Annotated in this window: 23 protein-coding genes; 7 read left to right on the plus strand and 16 right to left on the minus strand. The window is 71.6% G+C overall.

Annotated elements, in window-relative coordinates; translation table 11 throughout:
- Nucleotides 1–2: 2 nt before the first annotated feature.
- From ACZ601_RS37625 to ACZ601_RS37660, 8 genes are all read right to left on the minus strand, one after another.
- On the minus strand, nucleotides 3–1187 hold the full coding sequence (locus ACZ601_RS37625; RefSeq protein WP_440576004.1) for an FAD-dependent monooxygenase: 1185 nt from the start codon (nucleotides 1185–1187) through the stop codon (nucleotides 3–5).
- Nucleotides 1184–2122 (minus strand): aromatase/cyclase, encoded by a 939-nt coding sequence (locus ACZ601_RS37630; protein ID WP_469546379.1) that lies wholly within the window; start codon nucleotides 2120–2122, stop codon nucleotides 1184–1186. Before ACZ601_RS37630 ends, ACZ601_RS37625 begins: the two co-directional genes overlap by 4 nt.
- Before the next feature lie 38 nt (nucleotides 2123–2160).
- The gene (gene fabG, locus ACZ601_RS37635; protein ID WP_469546381.1) at nucleotides 2161–2946 is read right to left on the minus strand and encodes a 3-oxoacyl-ACP reductase FabG; all 786 of its coding nucleotides are present in this window, start codon (nucleotides 2944–2946) and stop codon (nucleotides 2161–2163) included.
- Nucleotides 2947–2955: 9 nt separating this feature from the next.
- Nucleotides 2956–3237 (minus strand): acyl carrier protein, encoded by a 282-nt coding sequence (locus ACZ601_RS37640; protein ID WP_440576001.1) that lies wholly within the window; start codon nucleotides 3235–3237, stop codon nucleotides 2956–2958.
- A gap of 99 nt (nucleotides 3238–3336) precedes the next feature.
- Entirely contained in the window at nucleotides 3337–4563 is a 1227-nt protein-coding gene (locus tag ACZ601_RS37645; protein ID WP_469546385.1) for a ketosynthase chain-length factor, read from the minus strand.
- On the minus strand, nucleotides 4560–5849 hold the full coding sequence (locus ACZ601_RS37650; protein WP_440575999.1) for a beta-ketoacyl-[acyl-carrier-protein] synthase family protein: 1290 nt from the start codon (nucleotides 5847–5849) through the stop codon (nucleotides 4560–4562). Before ACZ601_RS37650 ends, ACZ601_RS37645 begins: the two co-directional genes overlap by 4 nt.
- A complete protein-coding gene (locus ACZ601_RS37655; RefSeq protein ID WP_440575998.1) occupies nucleotides 5846–6172 on the minus strand; it encodes a TcmI family type II polyketide cyclase in 327 nt (108 codons plus the stop codon). The genes ACZ601_RS37650 and ACZ601_RS37655 overlap by 4 nt, the downstream gene beginning before the upstream one ends.
- A gap of 28 nt (nucleotides 6173–6200) precedes the next feature.
- The gene (locus ACZ601_RS37660) at nucleotides 6201–7664 is read right to left on the minus strand and encodes an FAD-dependent monooxygenase (protein WP_469546387.1); all 1464 of its coding nucleotides are present in this window, start codon (nucleotides 7662–7664) and stop codon (nucleotides 6201–6203) included.
- 359 nt (nucleotides 7665–8023) lie between these two features.
- On the opposite strand from ACZ601_RS37660, the gene ACZ601_RS37665 reads away from it, so the two are divergent.
- From ACZ601_RS37665 to ACZ601_RS37690, 6 genes are all read left to right on the plus strand, one after another.
- Nucleotides 8024–8707, plus strand: a complete 684-nt coding sequence (locus tag ACZ601_RS37665; RefSeq protein ID WP_440575996.1) for a response regulator transcription factor — start codon at nucleotides 8024–8026, stop codon at nucleotides 8705–8707.
- Nucleotides 8700–8780, plus strand: coding sequence for a putative leader peptide (locus ACZ601_RS37670; protein ID WP_469546506.1), 81 nt, complete (start codon nucleotides 8700–8702; stop codon nucleotides 8778–8780). Before ACZ601_RS37665 ends, ACZ601_RS37670 begins: the two co-directional genes overlap by 8 nt.
- 206 nt (nucleotides 8781–8986) lie before the next feature.
- Nucleotides 8987–10621 (plus strand): ABC transporter substrate-binding protein, encoded by a 1635-nt coding sequence (locus ACZ601_RS37675; protein ID WP_469546390.1) that lies wholly within the window; start codon nucleotides 8987–8989, stop codon nucleotides 10619–10621.
- A 2-nt stretch (nucleotides 10622–10623) separates the two neighbouring features.
- The gene (locus ACZ601_RS37680; RefSeq protein ID WP_469546509.1) at nucleotides 10624–11580 is read left to right on the plus strand and encodes an ABC transporter permease; all 957 of its coding nucleotides are present in this window, start codon (nucleotides 10624–10626) and stop codon (nucleotides 11578–11580) included.
- Nucleotides 11577–12455, plus strand: a complete 879-nt coding sequence (locus ACZ601_RS37685; RefSeq protein ID WP_469546392.1) for an ABC transporter permease — start codon at nucleotides 11577–11579, stop codon at nucleotides 12453–12455. Before ACZ601_RS37680 ends, ACZ601_RS37685 begins: the two co-directional genes overlap by 4 nt.
- Nucleotides 12455–14182: a dipeptide ABC transporter ATP-binding protein gene (locus ACZ601_RS37690; RefSeq protein WP_469546394.1), complete on the plus strand. Its 1728-nt coding sequence runs from the start codon at nucleotides 12455–12457 to the stop codon at nucleotides 14180–14182. Before ACZ601_RS37685 ends, ACZ601_RS37690 begins: the two co-directional genes overlap by 1 nt.
- Before the next feature lie 7 nt (nucleotides 14183–14189).
- Here ACZ601_RS37690 and ACZ601_RS37695 read toward each other — a convergent pair whose 3' ends face one another.
- The 3 genes from ACZ601_RS37695 to ACZ601_RS37705 are packed head-to-tail and all read right to left on the minus strand — an operon-like array spanning nucleotide 14190 to nucleotide 17064.
- The gene (locus ACZ601_RS37695; protein ID WP_469546396.1) at nucleotides 14190–14861 is read right to left on the minus strand and encodes a 4'-phosphopantetheinyl transferase family protein; all 672 of its coding nucleotides are present in this window, start codon (nucleotides 14859–14861) and stop codon (nucleotides 14190–14192) included.
- On the minus strand, nucleotides 14858–16180 hold the full coding sequence (locus tag ACZ601_RS37700; protein WP_469546398.1) for an MFS transporter: 1323 nt from the start codon (nucleotides 16178–16180) through the stop codon (nucleotides 14858–14860). Before ACZ601_RS37700 ends, ACZ601_RS37695 begins: the two co-directional genes overlap by 4 nt.
- Nucleotides 16144–17064 (minus strand): alpha/beta hydrolase, encoded by a 921-nt coding sequence (locus ACZ601_RS37705; RefSeq protein WP_469546400.1) that lies wholly within the window; start codon nucleotides 17062–17064, stop codon nucleotides 16144–16146. The genes ACZ601_RS37700 and ACZ601_RS37705 overlap by 37 nt, the downstream gene beginning before the upstream one ends.
- A gap of 790 nt (nucleotides 17065–17854) precedes the next feature.
- Here ACZ601_RS37705 and ACZ601_RS37710 point away from each other — a divergent pair.
- Nucleotides 17855–18676 carry a GH25 family lysozyme gene (locus ACZ601_RS37710; protein ID WP_440578072.1) on the plus strand — a complete coding sequence of 274 codons (822 nt, stop codon included), beginning with the start codon at nucleotides 17855–17857 and terminating at the stop codon, nucleotides 18674–18676.
- A 123-nt stretch (nucleotides 18677–18799) separates the two neighbouring features.
- Here ACZ601_RS37710 and ACZ601_RS37715 read toward each other — a convergent pair whose 3' ends face one another.
- From ACZ601_RS37715 to ACZ601_RS37735, 5 genes are all read right to left on the minus strand, one after another.
- Nucleotides 18800–19726, minus strand: coding sequence for an endo-beta-N-acetylglucosaminidase H (locus tag ACZ601_RS37715; protein ID WP_469546403.1), 927 nt, complete (start codon nucleotides 19724–19726; stop codon nucleotides 18800–18802).
- A 202-nt stretch (nucleotides 19727–19928) separates the two neighbouring features.
- On the minus strand, nucleotides 19929–20282 hold the full coding sequence (gene mnhG / locus ACZ601_RS37720; protein ID WP_073734802.1) for a monovalent cation/H(+) antiporter subunit G: 354 nt from the start codon (nucleotides 20280–20282) through the stop codon (nucleotides 19929–19931).
- Nucleotides 20279–20614: an MrpF/PhaF family protein gene (locus ACZ601_RS37725; protein ID WP_440578067.1), complete on the minus strand. Its 336-nt coding sequence runs from the start codon at nucleotides 20612–20614 to the stop codon at nucleotides 20279–20281. Before ACZ601_RS37725 ends, mnhG begins: the two co-directional genes overlap by 4 nt.
- Complete coding sequence (locus ACZ601_RS37730; protein WP_440578066.1) at nucleotides 20611–21255, minus strand: Na+/H+ antiporter subunit E; 645 nt, start codon at nucleotides 21253–21255, stop codon at nucleotides 20611–20613. Before ACZ601_RS37730 ends, ACZ601_RS37725 begins: the two co-directional genes overlap by 4 nt.
- Nucleotides 21252–22904, minus strand: a complete 1653-nt coding sequence (locus ACZ601_RS37735) for a Na+/H+ antiporter subunit D (RefSeq protein WP_440578065.1) — start codon at nucleotides 22902–22904, stop codon at nucleotides 21252–21254. Before ACZ601_RS37735 ends, ACZ601_RS37730 begins: the two co-directional genes overlap by 4 nt.
- Nucleotides 22905–22909: the final 5 nt, after the last annotated feature.

Genomic DNA, 22909 nt, shown 5'->3' on the forward strand with positions numbered 1-22909 from the left:
GGTCAGCTCCCTGAGGATGTGGGTGGTGGAGGGGTGTCGAGTCCGGTGACGGTCCGGGCGAGATGGCGGCGGACGGTGCCCAGCCGCAGGAGTCCGGCGAAGGTGTCACGCACGCCGTCCACTTCGGGGCCGCCGAGCAGCAGCCGTGCCTGGGCCCGGATTCCGTTGAGGGCGCGGACCGTTGCCGGGTGGCGTTCGCGCTGGTAGGCGTCGAGTTCGGCGTCGTCGGAGCGGCCGGTGACGCGGGCGGCGAGCCGGGGTCCGAGGGCGGCGGCGTCCTGGAGGCCCAGGTTGAGTGCCTGGCCGCCGACCGGCATCTGTACGTGGGCGGCGTCCCCGGCGAGCAGGACCCGCCCGCGCCGGTAGGCCGTGGCCTGCCGGCTGGTGTTGTCGAGCGCGTTCAGCCACAGCGGTGTGCCGTGGGCGATGTCCTCGCCGGTGACCTTCGCCCAGGTGGCAGCCACCTCCGTGAACGAGGGCGGTCCGGCGCGCCGGCCGGGCGGTGTGCCGAAGAGATGCACCATCACCCGGGTGGAACCATCGGGCCAGCGGTGTGCGGTGGCCAGTCCGTGCGGGTGCCGCTCGAACCGCCGGTCGGGTACGTCGAGGCCGGCCACGTCGGCGCGCAGCATCTCCAGCGTTCCGTCCTCGCCGGCGAACTCGAAGCCTCCTAGGTGCCGCACCGTGCTGCGTTCGCCGTCGCAGCCGACGACGAAGGCGGCCGCGGAGTGGTGCCCGGTGCCGTCGGTCGCGGTGTGCTCGACGTCCACCCGGTAGGGGCGGGGTGTGAGACCGGTGACGCGGTGCCCGCGCCGGATCCGGGCCCCGAGGCCGGTGGCCCACTGGGTCAGGACGGCTTCGAGCCGGGCCTGGGGGCACTTCCACTGTCCGGCGTACGGGTGGCCGGGCTCCGCCTCGGCGAGGTCGAGACGGAGCCCTCCGAAGTGGCCGGGACCCCCGTCGGGCAGGGCGCCCAGACGGCGCAGTACGCCGCGGTCCTCAAGGATCTCCAGGGTGCGGGCGTGCAGGGTGGACGCCCGGGATTCCGTGGTGGGTTCGACGAGTTGCTCCAGCACGGTCACCCGTGCTCCGCCGAGGCGCAGTTCGCCGGCGAGGAGCAGCCCGACGGGTCCCGCCCCGACGATGATCACGTCGGACGCGGGGGTCCCGGGCTCCGGCCCGGTCAACGCCGGGCTTCCGCGTACTGCCTGGCGTGGCCCAGGGTGGCGCGGCTGTTGCCGCCGAGGGCGTCGCGGATGTAGGCGCGGGCCTCGGGGGCCCCGGCGCCGGCTCCGAGGATCGCGGTGATCTTCTCCGCGTCCAGGACGACGGTGTGCTGGGAGGTGGCGGTGGTCACGCCGTCGGCGTCCTCGTCGATCTGCCAGTAGCCGGTGTGCAGGGTGAGCAGTCCGGGCAGAGTGGTCTGCTTGTAGGCGATCCTGCGGTGCGGGAAGCAGACCCGGACGGATTCGGTGGTGTGCGTCGATCCGTCCTGCGTGCGGGTGTCCAGGCGCAGGATCTGCAGGCCGGGGGTGTCCTCGGTGAGCCGGACGCCGGCGACGTGCGGAAGCCGCTCGGACCAGTGCGTGGCCTCGTTGAGGAAGTCGTACACGTCCTTGGCGGAGCCGTCGATGCGTACGGAGTCCTCGAACGAGAGGAACAGTTCGGCGTCCTGGGAGCCGAGTTCGAGGTTCTGCCGGAGAGCGGGCAGCTCGGCCCGGCTGTTGCGGTCGACCGCCTCGTCGATCCAGATCAGCTTCTCCGGATCGTCGTCGACGGCCCGGTACTCGTGGAGGAGGCGGACCCGGGTCTCCTCCTCGGCGAAGGGCTCGATGATCCAGGTTCCGGTCATCTCGGCGACGGGGTGGGCGGGTATCTCCTGCCAGAAGCGGATCCGCAGCTTCTCCGGGTCCAGGATGCGGATGGAGGTCCAGCTCTTGGCCTCGCCGTTGGCCGTGGCCCAGATCCTGATGCGCTCCTGGTCCCCGTCGGCCTCCAGCTGTTCGACGTGCACGGAGGGCGGGAAGAGGCGGGGCCAGTTCTCGACCTCGGCGAGCAGGCGGTAGACGTCCGAGGCAGCGGCCCGGACGGTGATCTCGTGCTCGACCTCGCGGGTTGTCATGATGAAGTCTCCTTTCAGTATGGCTCTTTGATGTCTCGTCAGAAGTTTCCGAGGCCGCCGCAGACGTTCAGGGCCTGCGCGGTGATGGAGGCGGCGGTGTCGGACGCGAGGTATCCGACGAGACCGGCGACCTCCTCGGGTGTGGAGTAGCGCCCCAGCGGGATCTTGGCCGTGAACTTCTCCAGGACCGCTTCCTCTGTGGTCGCGTAGGCGGCCGCGTAGCCCTCGCGCACGCGCTGGGCCATCGGTGTCTCCACATAGCCGGGGCAGACGGCGTTGACGGTGATTCCGGTGGGGGCCAGTTCGTTGCCGAGCGCCTTGGTGAAGCCGACCACGCCGTGCTTGGAGGCCGAGTAGGGGGCGCCCAGGACGACGCCCTGTTTACCCGCGGTGGAGGCGATGTTGATGATCCGGCCCCGTTCCTTGGCGCGCAGGCCCCCGGCGTTCAGTACCTCCCGGGTGACGCGGAAGACGCTGTTGAGATTGGTGTCGATGACGTCGTCCCACAGGTCGTCGGCGATGTCGGCGGTCACGCCTCCCCCGCTGCGGCCTGCGTTGTTGACGAGGACGTCGACCGTGCCGTAGCGGTCCACCGCGGCCCGGACGAAGGCACGGACGTCGTCGGCGGACCGGACGTCCAGAGTGGTTCCGTCGACGTCGAGTCCCTCCGCCCGCAGCTCCTTGACGGTGGCGGTGACGTTGTCGTGGCTGCGGGCTCCGACGAAGACCCTGTGCCCCTGGCCGGCGAGCAGCCGGGCGACGGCGAGGCCGATACCGCTGGTGGCACCGGTGACGAGGGCGACGGGGCCGGTGTGCTGGGACATGCGGACTCCTCAGGCGGTGCGGGCGTTGGTCAGCTGGGTGTTGACCACGTCGATCAGCGCCCGGGGCGTTTCGGCGTCGGTCAGGGTGTCGTCGTCGAGGGCGATGCCGTACTCGCGCTCGATCCGGCCGCCCGTCTCCAGCAGGGCGAGCGACTCGTAGCCGAGGGCGTCGAACGTGGTGTCGAGGATGTCGGCGTCAAGATCGACCCCCTCCTCGGCTCCGGCGGCCTCCCGGAGGATGCGGCGCAGATCGTCGAGGGCGAAGGCGGTGTGGGTGTCGGGCGAGGACATGGCGGGACCCTTCGTGGCGAGGATGCGTTGCGGACGGTGGTGGGCGCCGGCTGACGGTGGCGGCCGGGGAGCGTGAGCGGTCTCCGGGTCGCGGAGGCGTCACGCCCGGTCGCCGGGGGCGCGCACGACGAGGGCGGAGTTGAAGCCGCCCTGTCCGCGGGCGAGGACCAGCGCGGTGCGCAGTGCGGCGGGGCGGGGCCGGGCACCGACGAGGTCGATCTCGTAGGTCTCGGCGAGCGTGGAGCCGATCGTCGGCGGGATGACGCCGTCCCGCAGGGACAGCAGGGCGGCGGCGACGTCGAGCGGCGCCGCGCCGGAGTACAGGCGCCCGGTCATGGTCTTGGGCGCGGTGACCGGCACACCGCGCGGTCCGAAGACCTTGGTCAGCGCCTCGGCCTCCGCGCGGTCGAGTTCGGGAACGGCGGCGGCGTCGGCGAACACGACATCGACGTCGCCCGGTTCGCTCCCGGCGTCGGCCAGGGCCAGCTCGATCGCCCGCTGGAGTCCGGGGGCGCGCCCGCTGCCCGGCCGCGGGTCCATCGTGGAGGCGTGGCCGGCGATCGCGCCGTACACGCGGGGGGCCTCGCGGCGGCGGGCGTGCTCGGCGTCCTCGACGACGAGGAGGGCGCCGCCCTCCCCCGGTACGTGCCCGGAGGCGTCGGTGTCGAAGGGGAGGTAGGCGCGCTCGGGGTCCTGGGACGTGGTGAGCCGGCCTCCGGCGATCTGCGCCACCCATCCCCAGGAGCACAGGGAGGCGTCGATGGCGCCGCCGATGACGACGGGGGTGCCCCTTTGGACCTGGCGTCGCGCCTGGGCGAGGGCGTCGAGGCCACCTGCCTGGTCACTCACGACGACGCTGCTCGGCCCCCGGGCCCCGGTGCGGATGGAGATCTGTCCGCTGTTGACCGCGTAGAACCAGGCGAAGGACTGGTACGCGGACACGTAGGGGCCGCCCTTGCTCCACAGCGCCTTGAGCTCGTTCTGGCCGAACTCGAAGCCGCCGGAGTGACTTGCGGTGATCACGCCGACGTCGTAGTCGGGCAGTTCCCCGGGGCTGACGTCCGCGTCGGCGAGGGCCCAGTCGGCACCGACGAGCGACAGCCGCGTCATCCGGTCGGTCTGCGGCAGGAGCCGGCCCGGCAGCAGTTCGCGGGCCTCGAAGCCGGCGATCTCGCCGGCCAGCCGGGAGGGGTAGGGCGTCGGGTCGAAGCGGGTCAGCGGGGCGATGGCCCGCCGCCCGGCCAGCGTGGCCTGCCAGTACGTCTCCAGGCCGAGGCCGTTGGGGGCGGCGACGCCGATCCCGGTGACCACCGTCTCCGCGCTCATCGGGTGCTCCGATCGGGTCGGGCGAGGACGACGGCGCTCTGGAACCCGCCGAAGCCGCTGCCGACGGACAGCACCGCGTCGGTGTGCCGTTCGCGGGCGGTCAGCGGCACGTAGTCGAGGTCGCACTCGGGGTCGGGATGGTGGAGGTTGGCCGTGGGTGGGACGACGTGGTGCTCCATCGCCAGGACGGACGCGGCGACCTCGATGGACCCGATGGCGCCGAGCGAGTGGCCGACCATCGACTTGATCGAGGAGACCGGGGTCCGGTAGGCGTGGTCGCCGAGGCTCCGCTTGAACGCCGCGGTCTCGTGGCGGTCGTTCTGCTTCGTGCCGGAGCCATGGGCGTTGACGTAGTCGATGTCCTCGGCGTCGAGCCTCGCCTCGTCCAGGGCCACCCGGATCGCCTCGGCCATCTCCTTTCCGTCGGGCCGCAGTCCGGTCATGTGGAAGGCATTGGACCGGGTGGCGTATCCGGCGATCTCGGCATAGATGTGGGCTCCCCGCCGGCGGGCGCTGTCGAGCTCCTCCAGGACGAAGACGGCGGCGCCCTCGCCGAGGACGAATCCGTTGCGGCTGGAGTCGAACGGGCGGGAGGCGTGTTCGGGATCGTCGTTGCGGGGGGTGGTGGCCTTGATGGCGTCGAAGCAGGCCACCGTGATCGGGGAGATCGGGGCGTCGGTGGCGCCGGCCACCATCACGTCGGCGAGTCCGTCCCTGATGACTCCGGCGGCGTGCCCGACGGCGTCCAGTCCGGAGGTGCAGCCGGTGGAGACGACAGTGCCGGGGCCCTCGGCGCCGACGGCCCAGGCGACCTCCGTGGCGAAGGAGCTGGGGACCAGGAAGTTGTAGAGGTGCGGAACGGCGTAGCGGTGATCGACCAGGTCGAGCCTGCCGCCGTCGCTGACGGTGCGGTACTCCTGGTCGAGGCCGGTGGTGGCACCGACGGCGCTGCCGATGGTGACTCCGGTGCGCACCGGGTCGAGGGCCGTGAGGTCGAGGCCGCTGTCGTGGACGGCCTCGCGGGCGGTGACCACGGCGAACTGGGCCGCCCGGTCCATGCGCCTGACCTCCTGCGGGCCGAGGCCCGCGAGTTCGGGGTCGAAGTCGACTTCCGCAGCGATCTGGGAACGGAAGGGCGAGGGGTCGAAGAGGGAGATCCGGCGCGTCGCGGTGCGGCCGTCGGAGATCAGCTGCCAGAAGTCCTTGGTGCCGAGGGCGCCGGGGGCGGTGACCCCCACGCCGGTGATGACGACGCGGCGTGCCGGTCCGGGCGGTGCGGCGGTCACTTGGCGCTCCAGTGGTAGAAACGCCGGGCGAGGGCGTCGGACGGTGACCGCCAGGTGGCGGGGTCGTAGGCCGCGATGTGCGGCTTGAGGTCGTCGCTGATACCGATGAACCGGCTGTCCGACTTCGCGGCCTCTATGCGCTCGCCGCCGTCCTCGCCGTCGAAGTCCTGAAGGTGGAAGTACAGCCCGCGGTACGCGAACAGCTGGCGGCGGCGGGTGCCCATCCGGTGGGGCATGTCGGTGGTGTCGAACTCGCCGAAGAGGCGGGCGACTTCGTCGGCGCTGCCGAGTTCCATCCGGGCAACGATGAGGTTGCTGTGCATGGTGGCCTCTCTGAGTGCGGTCGGGGGGTCAGGCGGGTCCGAACCAGCGGTCCAGCGCACTGGGCAGATCGTGGTGGCTGCCGGGGGCCGCCCAGGCGACATAGCCGTCGGGGCGCACCAGGACCGCGGTGGTGCGGGTGAGGTCTTCGGGGGCGGGGCCGTGCGGGGCCGCGGTGACCACGTCGATCCGGTCCCGCCAGCGGGCGGCCCGGCGGCGCAGCCAGGAGTTGTCGGTGAGGTCGAGCAGGACGCCGCGGCCGGGGCGCAGCAGGGCGGTGGAGCTGGTGCGGGTGGCTCCGGCGGTCAGCTCCAGGTGGGGCAGGCGGGCACCGAGCAGCGGGTGGGTGCCCGTGCCGGTGTCGTACCGGATGTCGGTCCCGCTGACCTTGGCGGCGAGGTGGCGGGCCACCTCTTCGTACGGGAGGAGTTCGGCCAGGACGTCGCGCAGCGGTTGCACGTCGTCGCCGCCGAGGATGAGCAGGCTCTGGGCGCGGGTGTTGGCGAGCAGGTGCCGCCCCACCCGGTGGCGTTCGGAGTGGTAGGTGTCGAGCAGGGTGGCGGGCGCCGTGCCGTGCAGGACGGCGGCGAGTTTCCAGCCGAGGTTGAACGAGTCCTGGATGGAGGTGTTCATGCCCTGTCCGCCGGCCGGCAGATGGATGTGGGCGGCGTCGCCGGTGAGCAGGACGCGGCCCCGGCGGTACTCGGAGGCCTGCCGGGTGGCGTCGGTGAAGGCTGATACCCACACCGCCTCTGCGCCCGAGATGTCGTTGCCGGTGAGGCGTTTCCACACGTCGGCGACCTCGTCGAAGGAGGGCGGCCCGGTGCGCCGGCCGGGCAGGGCGCCTCGTTCGCCGACGATGACGCGGTGCAGGCCGTCGCCGAGCGGTGCGGCCATGACCATGCCGCCCGCGAGGCTCTGTCCGGTCGCCCTGGGATTCACGTCCACGCCCCGGATGTCGGCGAGGAGCAGTTCCGTGGTGGCCTCGGTGCCGGGGAAGTCGAAGCCTGCGGCCTTGCGGACCGTGCTGCGTCCGCCGTCCGCAGCGACGAGGTAGCGCGCGGTGAGGGTGGTTTCCCGGTCGCCGTCGCTGATGCGGGCGATGACGCTCGCGCCCGTGTCCTGGAGCGACAGGAACTCCTGTCCGCGCCGGATTTCGGCGCCCAGTTCACGCGCCCAGCCCTCCAGAACCGTCTCCGTCACGGACTGCGGCACGCCCCGGGCAGCGGGGTGACCCGCGCCGAGGACGGCCAGATCGAGCGGGATGCCGCCGAAGTGGCCCTGCGTACTGGTCTCCACCTCCCCGAAGCGTGCCAGCAGGCCGCGCTGGTCGAGGCTTTCCGTCGTACGAATGGTGAAACCCAGTCCGCGTGATTCGCCGGTGCGCCGGGAAAGGCGTTCGACGACGATGACGTCTATTCCGGCCAGACGTAGTTCACCGGCGAGTACGAGCCCGGCCGGTCCCGCTCCGACGATGATGACCGACGCATCCATGGAGTCTCCCGACTGGGGGTCCGTTCGATTCCTGCTGACGTGAAATATCTTCGGCCGCCGCATTCTTCGTTTTCAAGGCAGAAATTCAAGGTCCTGCGCAAGGAGCTGTCAGGCGATCGTCAAGCCGGTGGGGCGAATCCCTGACGTTCACGGATCCGGACCGCTTGCGTGCCATGTCCGACTGCCCGGCCACTCACAGGGGAATGTCAGGGAAAGTACAAATCCGTTGCCCGGAAGGCACAGGAACCCCGAATCGGATCGCTGCTGTGACACCGCTCACAGTCAGTTGCGCGGGCCCGTGCCTAGCCTGGGGCCGTCACTTCGGGTGCCGCGCCTGCGCCTTGGAACGGGGGAAACCGATGCGCGTCCTGGTCGTTGATTCCGACAGGTCGAACGGAAACAGATTGAGCACCCAACTGAAACTTCACGGGCATGACGTGGAGGTCTGCACGACGGGCACCGACGCCCTGGAAAGGCACGAGAAATTCGATCTCTTTCTGATCGATCTCCTCCTTCCGGACATCGACGGACTCGAAGTCTGCCGAACCGTCCGGGCGAAGAGCGATATTCCCGTCATCGCGTTCACGGATGCCGGTATGAAACTCGACCGGATTCTGTGCCTGCAGGCGGGCTGCGACGACTGCATGGCGAAGCCGTACGGATTTCGCGAACTGCTCGCCCGGATCGACGCGGTGCTCCGCCGCTCCCGCCCGGAACCCGCGCGCAGTGCGCGGGCGACGGCGATCGCGCACGGTTCGCTGTGCATCGACCCGGAGACCCGCGAGGTGCGGCTCAACGGCCGGCTCGTCGATCTCACCCTCAAGGAGTTCGACCTGCTGCACCGGCTCGCCTCGGAGCCGCACACCGTCCACTCCCGAGCCTCGTTGATGGCCGGTGTGTGGGGGTTCCCGGGACGTCATATTCCCGGCACCCGGACGAGCCGGACGATCGACACGCATGTGAGCGCCGTCCGGGCGAAGCTCGGCTCGCCCGACTGGATCATCACCGTCCGCGGTGTCGGCTTCAGGATGGGCCGTGTCTGAGCGCGTACCGCTGACAACCCGTCGCCACATCGATCTGCAGCGCATCGCCGGCACCCTCTGTCCGGCTCACTGACGCCCCTGCCAACCGTTTTCCACGGACAGCCGTCCGTCACCGGCGTGCCCGGGACAGCCGCGCAATGAGCCGGTCCGCCGCCCTGCGCCGGGCCGGCACGCCGGCTCCGCCCGTGGGCACGGTCGGCCCCCTGCCGCCCCGCCACCTGTGCGGGGCCGGTCCGGTACACCCCTCTTCCGCTCTCGTACATCCGGAGACGTTCCCTCATGTCCACACGCCCCGCGCCCTCGCGCCTCTCCGCGAGATCCCCGTTGGCCGCCGTCACCGCCGCGCTCGTCCTGTCGCTCACCGCGAGCGCCTGCTCCGGAGCATCCGGGTCCTCCGCCGAGGCAGGAACCGCGCCGCGGTCCGGCGGCCACCTCCGGTTCGCACTGTCCTCGGATCCCGGTTGCATGGATCCGCACCAGGCCACGACCACCGACGCCCTCTACGCCGCCCGTACCTACGTCGACTCGCTCACCGACCAGGACCCGAAGACAGGGCAGATCGTGCCGTGGATCGCGCGGTCGTGGGAGGTCTCGCCGGACGCCTCGCAGTACACGTTCACCCTGCGCGAGGGCGTCACCTTCGCCGACGGCACACCGCTCGACGCCAAGGCGGTCAAGGCCAATCTGGACGCGGTCGCGGCCCTGGGCGCCAAGTCGATGCTGGGCGCCGGGTTCCTCCAGGGCTACCGCAGCACCGAGGTGGTCGACCTGGACACGGCCAAGGTCACGTTCAAGGGCCCCAACGCCCAATTCCTGCAGGCGACTTCGACGGCCACACTGGGCCTTCTCTCCCCGGCGAGCCTGAGGCTTCCCGCCGACCGGCGCTGCACCGCCGAACTGATCGGGTCCGGGCCGTTCACCCTGGACCGCTACACGCCGAACACCTCGGTGGAACTGACCCGGCGCGCCGGCTACACCTGGGGTTCTCCGCTCTGGAAGCGCCCCGGGTCTTCCGCCTATCTGGACAAGCTCACCTTCAAGGTCGTCCCCGAGGCAGGCGTGCGCAGCGGGAGCCTGACCTCGGGTCAGGTCGACGCCATCGGCGGAGTCGCTCCGCAGGACCAGACCACCCTGCCGTCCCAGCGGTTCACCGTGCTCGACCGGCCCAACCCGGGAGTGCCCGTCGCGCTGAGCGCCAACACCGCGCGGCCGCTCACCAAGGACCCGGCCGTGCGCCGAGCGCTCCTGACGGCCGTGGACCGCGACGAAGTCGTGCGGACCGTGCTCAGTCCCAGCTATCCCCCCGCGACCAGCGCCCTGTCCAGCTCCACCGGCGGGTACGCCGACAACTCGAAGCTGCTCGCGCACGATCCCGCGCAGGCCAGGAGCACGCTCGACGCCGCAGGCTGGCTGCCCGGCCCGGACGGGATCCGGGTGAAGGGCGGGAAGAAGCTCAGGCTGAAGGTCATCCTGGGTGCCAACTTCGGTCCCAACCAGACCGTGCTGGAGCTGATCCAGCAACAGCTGCGCAAGAGCGGCATCGGCCTCGACCTGACGCTGCTCTCGCTGCCCGACTACCAGCAGGCGCGCGGCGCGGGTGACTACGACCTCGCCTGGGGCAACGGCACCCGCAACGACCCGGACGTCCTGCGCACCGCGTTCTCCGGCAAGCTGCTCAACCTCGGCCGGATCACCGACGCGGAACTGGAGCGGACACTGGACGCACAGGCAGCCGCGAGCGACCCGGGCAAGCGGGCCGCGCTGGTCGCCGCCGCTCAGCGCCGCGTGCTCGAACAGGGTTATCAGATCCCGGTGTTCGAGATGGCGAGTGTGTACGGCCTCAGCAAGAAGGTGCACGGCCTGACGCTGGACTCGACGTCCTACCCGCAGTTCCACGACGCGTGGCTGTCCTGAACATGGCCGCTTATGCCGTACGCCGCCTCGCGCAGGCCGTGTTCGTTCTCTGGGCCGCGTACACCCTGTCGTTCGGGGTGCTCTACCTGCTGCCCGGCGACCCCGTGACCATCATGGCGGCCGGTGGTGGCGACAGCACCTCCGTCGCCCCGGAGCAACTCGCCTCGCTGCGCGAGCGGTACGGACTCGACCGGCCGGTGGCCGAGCAGTACGCGACGGGGCTCGGCCACGCCGTTCGCGGGGACTTCGGAGCCTCCGTCCACAGCGGCGAGCCCGTCTCGCGGATGATCGCGGACGCGTGGCCGGCGACGCTGGAGCTCACGACGGCCACGCTCGCCCTGGCCCTGCCCCTGGGAGCCCTGGTCGCCCTGTCCGGCACGTACACCCGCCGACGGTGGCTGCGGCAGTTGCTGCTCTCGCTGCCATCGGCGGGGGTGGCCGCACCCACCTTCTGGGTCGGCCTCGTGCTCATCCAGCTCGTCTCCTTCCGCTGGGGCCTGGTGCCGGCCTTCGGAGACGAGGGCCTCGCCTCGCTGGTGCTGCCCGCGGTGACCCTCTCGCTGCCGGCGGCCGCCCTGGTCGCCCAGGTCTTCGCGAAGAGCCTGCGCACCGCACTCGCCGAGCCGTACATCGAGACGGCGGCCGCCAAGGGGGCGAGCCGGCTCCGGGTCCACCTCTCCCACGCGGCCCGCAACGCCGCCCTCGCACCGCTGACCGTCGCCGGGGTCCTGGTCGGCCATGTGCTGGCGGGGTCCGTGGTGGTGGAGACCGTCTTCGCCCGCCCGGGTATCGGCCGGCTGACGGCGACCGCCGTGACGTCGCAGGACATTCCCGTCGTCCAGGGGCTCGTGGTGTTCGGGGCGTGCGCGTTCGTCCTGGCGAACCTGGCCGTGGACCTGCTGCACCCGGTGCTCGACCCGCGGATCACGGCAACGGGCCCGACGGCGGTGAACCCGTGACCGCGCTCGGCACGTCCCTGGCCGGACGGGCCCCGGAGCGGAGGGCGTGGCTGCGCCGGACCGTCCGGTTCTGGCTCGCCCGGCCCGGTCTCGTCCTGTCCGTCCTGTTCATCGCCCTGGTCCTCCTCGCCGCGCTGCACCCTGCCGCGCTGGCGGGAGGCGATCCGCTGACCGGAGTTCCCGAGGACCGGCTGCGGCCGCCGGACGCGGAGCACCTCCTGGGCACCGACCAGCTCGGCCGCGATCTGTTCACCCGGCTGGTGCACGGCAGCTCCCTCACCCTGCGGGCGGCCGCTCTCGCCGTGCTCGTGGGCCTGGTGACGGGGTCACTGACCGGTCTGGTCTCCGGCGCGGCCGGCGGGTGGGTCGACGGCGTGCTGATGCGGCTCACCGACGTGCTGCTCGCCGTGCCCGGACTGCTGCTGTCGCTCGCGCTGGTGACCGCACTCGGCTTCGGGACGATCGAGGTCGCCGTGGCCGTCGGGGTGACGAGCGTGGCCATGTTCGCCCGGATCATGCGGGCCGAGGTCCTGCGGGTCGCCCGCACCACGTACGTGGAGGCCGCCCGCGCCAGTGGCACACGGTGGTACGGCGTGCTGCTGCGACACGTGCTGCCGAACGCGGCCGGGCCCGTCCTGGTGTACGCGGCGGTGGACTTCGGCGCAGTCGTGCTCCAGGTGTCCTCGTTGTCGTTCCTCGGCTACGGGGCGCGCCCGCCGGCCCCGGAGTGGGGGTCGCTGGTCGCCGGTGGCCGCGACTACCTCGCCACCGCCTGGTGGCTGACCACCTTGCCCGGTCTGGCCCTGGCGGCGACGGTCCTGGCCGCCAATCGCATCGCGCGCGCCCTCGACGGCGAGGCGAAGGAGAGCACCTGATGAAGAAGCCGACGACACCCCCGGGCGGGCCGGTCGCCCGGCCGGCGGGCCGGTCCGCGCCCGAGTCCGAAGGAGCAGGGGCGGCCGGGGCGCCACCCCCCGTCCTGCTCGGCATCGAGGACCTGCGGATCTCCTACCGCTCGGGAACCGGCAGGGTGGACGCGGTGCGCGGAGTGAGCCTGGCCGTCGCACCCGGCGAAGTCCTCGCGCTGGTGGGTGCTTCGGGATCGGGCAAGTCCACGACGGCCCATGCCGTCGTGGGCCTGTTGCCGCCCGGCGCGGCGCTCACGGCGGGCCGGATCGGCTTCGGCGCGACCGATCTCGCCACGGCCGGGGAAGCGGCGATGCGCCGGCACCGCGGCCGGGACATCGGGTTCATCCCGCAGGACCCCATGGTGTCGCTGAACCCCGTCCGCCGCATCGGCCCGCAGGTCGGTGAAGTCCTCCTGATCCACAAGCTGGTGGACAGCAGGCGGCGGGCGGCGCAGCGGGCTGTCGAGCTCCTCGCCGAGGCGGGCCTGCCGCAACCGGAGCTGCGGGCCCGGCAGTACCCGCACGAACTCTCCGGCGGGATGCGGCAACGGGTACTCATCGCGATCGCTCTCGCCGCCCGGCCCAGGCTGCTGATCGCCGACGAGCCGACCAGCGCGCTCGACGTCACCGTGCAGCGGGCTCTCCTCGACCACCTGGACGAACTCGTCGCCCGGACCGGGACGGCGGTCCTGCTCATCACCCACGATCTGGGTGTCGCCGCCGACCGGGCGCAGCGTGTGGCGGTGATGTCGGACGGCGAGATCGTCGAGTCCGGGCCCGTCGAGGAGGTGCTGGGCGCCCCCGGGCACTCGGTCACCCGCGAGCTGTTGAGGTCCGCGCCGAGCCTGACGTCGGTACGGCAGAGGACCCCGCCGGTCCGGTCCGCCGGACCGGACCGGGATCTGGTCGTGGCCCGGGGGCTCGTGAAGGAGTTCGCCGGGGCCGGTCGCGGGGCGGCGCCCGTCCGTGCCGTCGACGACGTGGACCTGAGGATCGGGCGCGGGGAGACCTTCGCCCTGGTCGGGGAGTCGGGATCGGGAAAGTCGACCACCGCCCGGCTGCTGGTCCGCCTCGCCGATCCGACGTCCGGCACGGTCCACTTCGACGGCGAGGACATCACCCGTTTGCGCGGGGAGGCGCTGCGCCGGCTGCGGCGCCGCATGCAGATCGTCCATCAGAGCCCCTACGCCTCTCTCGACCCGCGCCTGACGGTGGGGGACATCGTCACGGAGCCGCTGCGCGCCCACCGGGTGGGCAGCCGGGCCTGGCGTACCCAGGAGGCGGTCGCTCTCCTGGACCGGGTGCGGCTCCCGGCCGGCGCACTGCGGCGGCGCCCGCGCGAGCTGTCGGGCGGGCAGCGGCAGCGGGTGGCGATCGCCCGGGCGCTGGCGCTGCGCCCCGATCTGGTGGTGTGCGACGAACCGGTGTCGGCGCTCGACGTGTCGGTGCAGGCGCGCATCCTGGATCTGCTCGCCGAGCTCCAGGACGAGTCGGGGCTGAGCTGCCTGTTCATCTCGCACGACCTTGCCGTGGTGCGGGACATCGCCCACCGCGTCGGGGTGATGCGGGGCGGCCGGCTCGTCGAGTCCGGCACGGTGGCGCGGGTGTTCGCGGAGCCCGCCCATCCGTACACCAGCGAACTGCTCGCCTCGGTGGCCGGTTCGCGCCGTGCGGGTACGGCTGCCGAGGCGTAGGGGTCCTTCACGGCTTCGGGGATACCGGGTGCCGGGCGGAGGTCGCCGCCGCGTACCCGGAAGGTACGGGGACGTCGCGTACGTACCAGCCGGCCGGCGGTGGCGTCCGCGCCCCTTCCAGGAGGCAGTCGGTGGCCGTCCCCCGCGTGAGCCCGGTACCGAGACCCTTGAGGTAGGCCTCCTTGCGCGTCCACAGCCGGGTGAAGGCGACGGTGCGCCCGGCCGGGGGGACACCCAGGAGTCCCTCGCTCTCGTCCGGGTGCAGCCGGGGCAGCAGCGCGTCGACAGTGCCGGGCGGTGGCACGCGCTGCACATCGAGGCCGACGGGCACGTCGGCGACGGCGATCATGATCAGGTCATGACTGTGCGAGAGGGAGAAGTGCGGCCCGGCCGGGAGGCCCAGCAGGACCGGCCGGCCGCGCGGGCGTCCCTCCATGTGGCCGCTGATCCGCTCGCGCCCGAACCGCAGCAGCGCCGGTTCCGTGCCGGTGTACTCGGCGAGGACGTGGCGCAGCGCGACATGGGCGGTGACATAGCGAAGGCGGGCCCGCGTGCCGACGAAGCCGGCGGCACGGGCCCGTTCCCCGTCGTCGAGGCAGCTGTGGGCCAGGGGCGCGGAGGCCTCGCCCGGTGCCGGCAGTGACAGGGTCCTGAGCAGGACATGCGGAGGGGCGTTCACGGCTGCGCGTTCCCGGTCCGCACGTCGTCGGCGGTGGGTCCGACGGCACCCGGGGTCTTCCCGGCGGGCGCGGGTCCGGCGCGGCCCGCCCGCAGGCAGAGGGCGGCGAGGCCTGTGCCGAGCGAGGCCAGCCCGCCCACGACGAACGCGCTTCGAGCGCCGTGCGCCTCGGCGACGTACCCCACCATCAGGGCGCCGAGTGGGGTGGAGCCCTGAAGGATGAGGGCGTACAGGGCGAGGGTGCGGCCTCGGTAAAGGGGTGCGCAGCCGAGCTGGATGCGGTGGTTGGCGGCCTGGGCGAAGTAGAGGGAGGCACCACCGGTGAGGAAGAGAAGGACCACGACGGCCGGGTAGCCCGGCACTCGGCCGACGGCGGCCTCCAGCGCCCCGAAGACGAGGGCCGACACGGTGACCAGACGAGCGGAGGGCCGTGTGGTGCGCGCCGTGGTGAAGAACGCGGCGGTCAGGGAGCCCGCGGCGAAGACGGTGGTGAGCAGGCCGAACGACGAGGCGTCGGCGTGGAAGACGGTCTTGGCGAGCAGTGGCAGCGTGAGCTGGAAGTTGAGTCCGAACAGGCCTACTCCGGCGACCAGGGCGAACGGGACCATCAGATCGGGGCGCCCGCGCACGTACCGCAGTCCGTCGACGACGCGCGTACGGCCTGCGGCGCGGGCTGTGCGAAGCAGCTCGGCGGGGCGTATCCGGCGCAGCGCGATGACGGTCGCGAGATAGCTGAGGGCGTTGACGAGCATGACCCAGCCGGTCCCGAGGAGGGTGAGGAGCAGGCCGGCCGCGGCGGGGCCCGCGACACGGGCGACATTGAAGTAGGCGGCGCTCAGGGCCGATGCGTTGGGCAGCAGGTGGGGAGGCACCAGCTCGCCGACGAACGCCATCCGGGTGGGGACCTCGACGGCGTTGACCAGGCCGAGGCAGAACGCGAAGACATGGACGTCCGTCAGCCCGGCCGTACCGGTGAGGACGAGCACCGCCAGGAGAATCGAGAGCAGGCCCGACACGAGGTTGGCGGCCAGCAGCAGCACCCGCTTGTCGTACCGGTCGGCCAGCCTTCCGCCGTGGAGCGTGAAGAGCAGCATCGGGGTGAACTGGAGAGCCGTGACGGTGCCGAGGGCCGTCGCCGAGTCCCCGGTCAGTTCCAGGACGAGCCAGTCCTGGGCGACGACCATCATCCAGGTGCCCGCGACCGAGACCACCTGGCCCGCGGCGAACTGCCGGAAGTTGTGGATCCCGAGGGCCCGGAAGGGGTGGGCACGGGCGTCGGCGGTCACCGTGCGGCGGACCGCGGGCCCGCTGCGAGGCACTCGTCGAGGAAGGCCAGGGCACGCAGGTGGTACGCCCTGGCCGCGCAGCCGAGGCTGATGTTGTGCCCGGCCCCGGTGAGCCGGTCGACGAGGACGCGGGGGGCTGCCGAGAACTGCTCGGCGAGGTCGGTGAGGTCTGCTTCGCTCTGGCGCCACCAGGCCTCGTGCTCGGCGAAGGTGAAGCGCACCGGCACCCGCACGCGCGGCAGCAGACGCGGGGCCAGTGTGTCCCACTCCTGCGCCGATTCGATCTCCCGCTCCGGCATGGGAGCGACGACTGCGCCGATCTCGCGGAAGGTTCCGTCCGGATAGAGCCGCAGGGGGCCCCAGTTGAGCCGACGCAGGCTGGTCCGTGCCCGGTGGCCCAGGAGCGCCGCGGAGGCGGCCGGCCGGTGACCGCAGCCGGAGATGTCCAGGCCGAGGAAGGAGCCGGGCGGGGCGTCGGCGGCCAGGGCGAGAGCGAGCTTGCCGCCGAAGGAGTGGGCGAGCAGGAACAGCGGGCCGGACACCAGACGGGCCCGCGCGTCCGCGAGCGCCGCGCGGACCGCCTCCGCCTGATCCATCAGACCCTGTCCGGTGGGCAGGTGCGGAGCCGAGGCGCCGTACCCGGGCCGGTCGAGCGCCAGAACGGCGCAGCCCAGGCGCGCCCCCAGGGTGAGTAGGGAGACGTCCGGATGCGCCTGTCCGTCGAAGTAGCCGGCACTCATCCCGCCGCCGTGCAGGGCGACGACGGTGGCGCGTGGCGGGCGTCCTTCTGCGGGTTCGCTCAGCAGTGCGGACAGGGGGATCCCGGCCGCGTCGAGGGTGACCCTGCGGACCCCCGGGGACAGGCCGGCGGATGCGGAGACCTCCCGCGAAGGGTGTGCCGTCGTCGTCAGCATCATGCGTCCCGTTCCCTTCCGCCCGCCGCGGGTACCGTCTTCCCAGGATCCGGTGCGGCCCGGGACGGGACAAGGCATCCCGGTTCAGGGCTCCATCAGAACTCCGTCTCCCCGCCGTCGGGGAACGGACAGGCAGCGGTCAGGAGACAGTCAGGGATTGGCCGCCGGAGGTACGGCGGTCCCGGCCGGCAGCGGCTTCCTGCCCGTGCAGGCGCATCGGGCGGCTTCCCCCGCTCGGGTGATCCGGACGTCCCTCCCGGCGCGGACGCGGTGTGCACCGGATCGCGGGAGTCCTGTTGCGAGATCCGCATCGCGGTCCGGAGCGCCCGCGTGACTCCTGCACCGTTCGGCTTGCGCAACGACCGCGCAAGCCGAACGGGTTCGTGTGCGCGGGTACGACGGGACTCTGCGGACGCGCCCTCGGGCCCGGGGCAGTTTTCATTTCTGGAAACTTCCGGCCGGCGGGGGGCCGTTCCCGCAGCTCCGCCCCTTCCGCACTGGTCTGGACCATAGCTGGAACCCGTACCCCCTTTACATCGCGGGCTCACCCATGCGTCACTCATGACACGTTCACATCAAGAACACTCTGTGCATCGCACTCCCCGTACCTCCCCCACCGCACCCCACGCGCACATGCGACGAACCGCCGGCTACGCGGGTAGACCCGCACGGCTTGCGGCACCTCTGGACACCGTCCCATCCCCCTCGACGCGCCAGGAGGCACCCGTTGTTATCCCGAATCCGCACTCCCCGTTCCGTCCGTCACAGACTCGTGGCGGCCGCCGCGCTCGCCATGGGCCTGGCCCTCGCCCCGATGATGTCGGCGGTCCCGGCCGCGGCCCGGCCGGCGCCCGCCGACGGCACCATCCCGCTCGGTGACGGCTATATGGGCGTCGGCTACACCGAGGACGGCAGGACCTTCCAGCCGGACACCGGGCACCTCCGGCTGGATGCCGAGGGAGCCTCCCCGCAGCTGAACGCCACGGTGCCGGGGATCGACGTCTCGCACTACCAGGGAACGATCAACTGGGCGTCGGTGAAGTCCGCCGGGATCCAGTTCGCCTACATCAAGGCCACCGAGTCGACCACTTACCAGGACACCGCCTTCAACGCCAACTACACGAACGCCTACAACGCCAAGGTGATCCGGGGCGCGTACCACTTCGCGCGGCCGAACCTCTCCACCGGCGCGGCGCAGGCCAACTACTTCGTGGCCCACGGCGGGGGCTGGTCCAAGGACAACCTGACGCTGCCCGGCATGCTCGACCTCGAAGGCGGCTGCTACAGCAAGTCCACCGCGTCGATGCGTACCTGGATCCTCGACTTCTACAACACCTACAAGGCGAAGACCGGCCGGGACGCCGTCATCTACACCAGCGCGAGCTGGTGGAACACCTGCACCGGCAGCTGGACCGGCATGTCCGCCAAGAGCCCGCTCTTCGTGGCCCACTGGACCAGCGCCTCCAGCCCTTCCATCCCGGCGGGCTTCCCGTACTGGACGTTCTGGCAGTACACCGACTCCGGCTCGGTGGGCGGCATCTCCGGCGCCGTGGACCGCGACCGCTTCAGCGGCACCAGCGCGAGGCTGCTGGCACTGGCCAACAACACTCCCTGAGCACGCGCCCGGTGACCGGGAGAACGCCGGCGGCGCGGAACGGGGGGCCGCGCCGCCGGTGAGCGCCGCGGCCGGGCGTCACCCGCCCGGACCGCGGTTCACATCCCCGGGCGTTCGGCCGCCCTACGGCGTGTAGAGGGCGTCACTGCCGTACAGCTCTCTGGTGAACGCGGAGACGTCGGCACTGCGGTCGGCGCCGTCGAGGTTGTACGTCAGGTAGACGCCGTACCCCTCGCTGACGGTACGGCGGGCGAGATCGGTGACCGTGCTCTGCGAGGTGCCGCCGATCTCGACCGCCGCCGGGGACAGCTTCGACTTGGGCAGCGCGATGCCGGGGACCTGCCAGCTGCCGTAGTAGGGGTTCCAGGCGTAGTCGAACTTCGACGAGACGTCCACACCGTCGTAGGAGAGCCGCGAGGCGGCCGGGCCGATGTTGTAGAGGCTGATGATCTTGTCCGGCATGTTCGAGCGCAGCGCCGTCACCAGCTGTACGAACGAGCTGTCGTTGGGCTGGCCGGTGCCGTTGTTGCCGTAGTCGGCGTACTCGTCGTCGAAATCGATCCCGTCGAGGCCGTACTCGGCCACGGTGTCCGAGAGTTCTTTCGCGAACGCCGAAGCCGCTTGCTGGTTCGGGAAGTTCGCGAAGCCCGCGCCCTCGTGGTTGCCGAGCACCGAGAGGACGACCTTGATGCCCTTCTCCTGCAACGGCCGTATCTCCGTGGCAACGTTGTCGAGGACGCGTTGCACGTTCTCGTTGAAGTGCAGATACGCCGCCTTCGTGCCCGTGTCGTAGTTGATGTTCGCCGCGAAGACCACGGCGACGTCGAAGACGTTGCCGCCGTCGGCGAGGGTGTACTTGCCGACATTGAGCATGCTGTTGTTGTTCACCTCGACGTACGCCACCGAGGTCGGCCCCTGCTTCGTGGGAGCCGGGGCGGGAAGGGGCGCCGCTGCCGCGCCGGTCGTGGCGGTCGTGCCGAAGGCGAGGGCGGCGACGGCCGAGAGCGCGAGCGCGGCCGTCCGTACTCTGCTGCGTAGCGGAGTGAGCATCGTTGATCGGTCTCCCATCGCATAGGCCGGCGCCACGGACCCGTTCGGGAGCGCCGGACGAACCCTCCGAGCCTTCCGCCCCCGTCACCGGATCCCGGGAACCTTGCGCGAACCCTCACGACTCCCACCCACGCTCCACAGCAAATCCGGCACCTGAACCGGGTGCCGACGTGAGGACACGGGGCCCGCCCGGCTGTCCCCGTCAGCTCTCCTCCGTCAGTTGCTCGTCCAGTTCGTCGAAGAGCAGCTCACCGTGGTCGACCTGGCCGGTCCGGTACGCGGAGCGCGCGACCAGGTGTGCGGCGACCGGGCCGGTCATCAGCTGGAAGAAGCCGATCAGCGCCAGGGTCGCCAGGTCCATGCCGCTGCGCAGCCGCAGCGCGACCCCGGCCAGCACGATCAGCATGCCGAGGGACTGCGGTTTGGTCGCCGCGTGGCTGCGGGACAGGACGTCCGGCAGCTTCAGCATGCCGATCACGCCCAGCAGGCAGATGGCCGCGCCGAGGAGGACCAGGACCGCGCCGGCCGTGTCGGTGATCTGGAGCCAGACGCTCAAGGTGCCTCCTTGTCCGGCTTCTCGGGACCGTCGGCGTGTGCTCGGCCCGGCGGCCGGTCGCGTGCGGCGATGAAGCGCGCGATGCCGACCGAGCCGGTGAAGCCGAGGAAGGCCAGCACCAGCATGATCGGGAAGTAGAACGGGTCCCGGGCGAAGGCCGACTTGGCGCCGAGCCCGGCGATGATGAGGGCCGCGCAGACGTCCAGTGAGATCGCCCGGTCCAGCATGGAGGGGCCCCGCCAGATACGGGTCAGCAGACCCGCACCCGCGATGACGATCACGACGACGGCCGCGATGAGCAGCCCCCGGTCCACGGCCTCCGGAACGCTCATGCGCCCTCCCCCCGGTCTTCCGGCCGCTGACCGGTGTGCGGCGCCGTCGGTGGTGGAGCGGCGACTCGGGCGATCTCGTCGCGGGTGCCGAAGGCCCGGACCGTCAGCTCCTCCATGCGCCATACCGAGCGGCGGGCCGCGTCCAGTTCCGCGGGCCGGTCCGCGTCCAGGACGTGCAGGAAGACGGTGGCCGTGGCGCGGCGCACCTCGACGACGGAGCCGCCGGGCACGTTGGACATCGCGACGGCGGTCGCCGTGAGCATCAGGTCCGAGCGGCAGCGCAGTGGTACGGCGATCACGGCTGCCCGGTGCGGACGGTCGGCGAAGATCTGCCGGGTGACCTTCACGCCGGAGGTGTACATGTCGTAGAGCAGGAAGCCGGCCAGCCGCAGGATGCCCCAGGGGTGCAGTCGGAGCCCGAGGTCGACCTGCGGGAGCGGGAACGCCAGGCAGACCGCGACCGCGACCACCACTCCGGTCAGCACGTTGGCCCAGTGCAGGCTGGACCAGAGCAGGACCCAGATGACGGTGAGCCAGGCGATCAGCGGCAGGTCGAGCACGCGTCGGCGGCGGCCGCGGAACTCGCAGCTGAACGGCGGCAGGTCCTTGTTCCGGTAGGAGAACCTGATCAGTCGTCTCACCGTCCGAGCACCGCCTCGATGTAGGGGGAGCGGGCGAGGAGTTCGGCGGCCGAGCGGTCGGTGTACGAGGTCAGCGGGCCGGCGAACACGGTGTAGGCGAGTCCGAGCGCGACCGTCGCGGCGGTGGCCCAGGTCATCGGCCTCGGCAGCTTCGTCGTGGTGGTGACGGCGTGGCCGTGCAGGGTGGCCGCCACGGCGCGCCCGGCCGGCTGGTGGCGGATCCGTACCCCTTCGTCGCCGGTGCCGGGCATCCGGTCCGGGCCCTCGTCGGCGTCGCTGTCGTCCTCCTCGTCGGACTCCAGGACCGTGCCGTCCAGTGCCTGCCCGGGGGGCGCGGCCCGCCAGAACGCCAGGTTCCACACCTTGGCCATCACGTACAGCGTGAGCAGGCTGGTCGCCGTGGAGCCGATGACGAGGATCCAGGCCCAGACACCACCGTCGGCGACACCGGCACGCATGAGTCCGAGCTTGCCGATGAATCCGGACAGCGGCGGGATCCCGGCCAGGTTCATCGCGGGTACGAAGAAGAGGACGGCGAGCAGCGGGGCGGCCTTGGCGATGCCGCCGAGCCGGGTGAGTTCGGTGGTGCCGCCGCGCCGTTCGATCAGCCCCGCCACCAGGAACAGCGTGGTCTGCACGGTGATGTGGTGGACGACGTAGACGATCGCGCCGCCGTACGCCTGCCGGGTGGCGAGGCCGATACCGAAGATCATGTAGCCGATGTGGCTGATGAGGGTGAAGGAGAGCAGCCGCTTGAGGTCGGTCTGGGCGACGGCCCCCAGGATGCCGACGGCCATCGAGGCGAGGGCCGCCGCCATCAGCAGGTCTCCGAGCCGGTTGCCGGGGAAGAGCAGGGTCTCGGTGCGCAGCATGCAGTAGACGCCGACCTTGGTGAGCAGTCCGGCGAAGACCGCGGTGACCGGGGCGGGCGCGGTCGGGTAGGAGTCGGGGAGCCAGGCGGCGAGCGGGAAGACGGCGGCCTTGATGGCGAAGACGGTCAGCAGCATCGCCTGGATCAGGGTCTGGACACCCAGCGGGAGTGCGGTCAGGCGCCCGGCCAGCTGGGCGAAGTTGGCGGTTCCGGTGGCCGCGTACGTCATCGCGATGGCGGTGAGGAAGAGCATCGAGGAGAACAGCGAGATGATCACGTAGGTGGAGCCCGCGCGGACCCGGGGGCCGGTGCCGCCGAGTGTGAGCAGCACGAAGCTGGCGACCAGCATGATCTCGAAGCCGACGTAGAGGTTGACCAGGTCTCCGGCGAGGAAGGTGCAGGAGACCCCGGCGACCAGGATCAGGTAGGCGGGGTGGAAGACCGCCACGGGTGTCTCCTCGTCCCGGTCGGCCATGCCCTGGCCGAGGGAGTAGACGAGGACGCAGAGGGTGACGGCGGAGGAGACCGTCAGCATCAGCCCGGAGAGCCGGTCCGCGACCAGCGTGATGCCGAGCGGCGGCGCGAAGTCGCCCAGGTGCACGGTGAGCGGCCCTTCGATGTCCGCGTCGATCATCAGGGTGACCGAGAGGCCCAGTACGGCGGTGAGCACGGCGACGCTGATGAAGCGCTGGAACTGTTTGAGCCGGGTGCCGAAGGCGAGGCTCAGGCCGGTGGCGCAGAGCGGCAGCAGCACCGGCAGCGGGACGAGTGCGTTCACCCGGT

Source organism: Streptomyces sp. NPDC104307 (assembly GCF_055584045.1).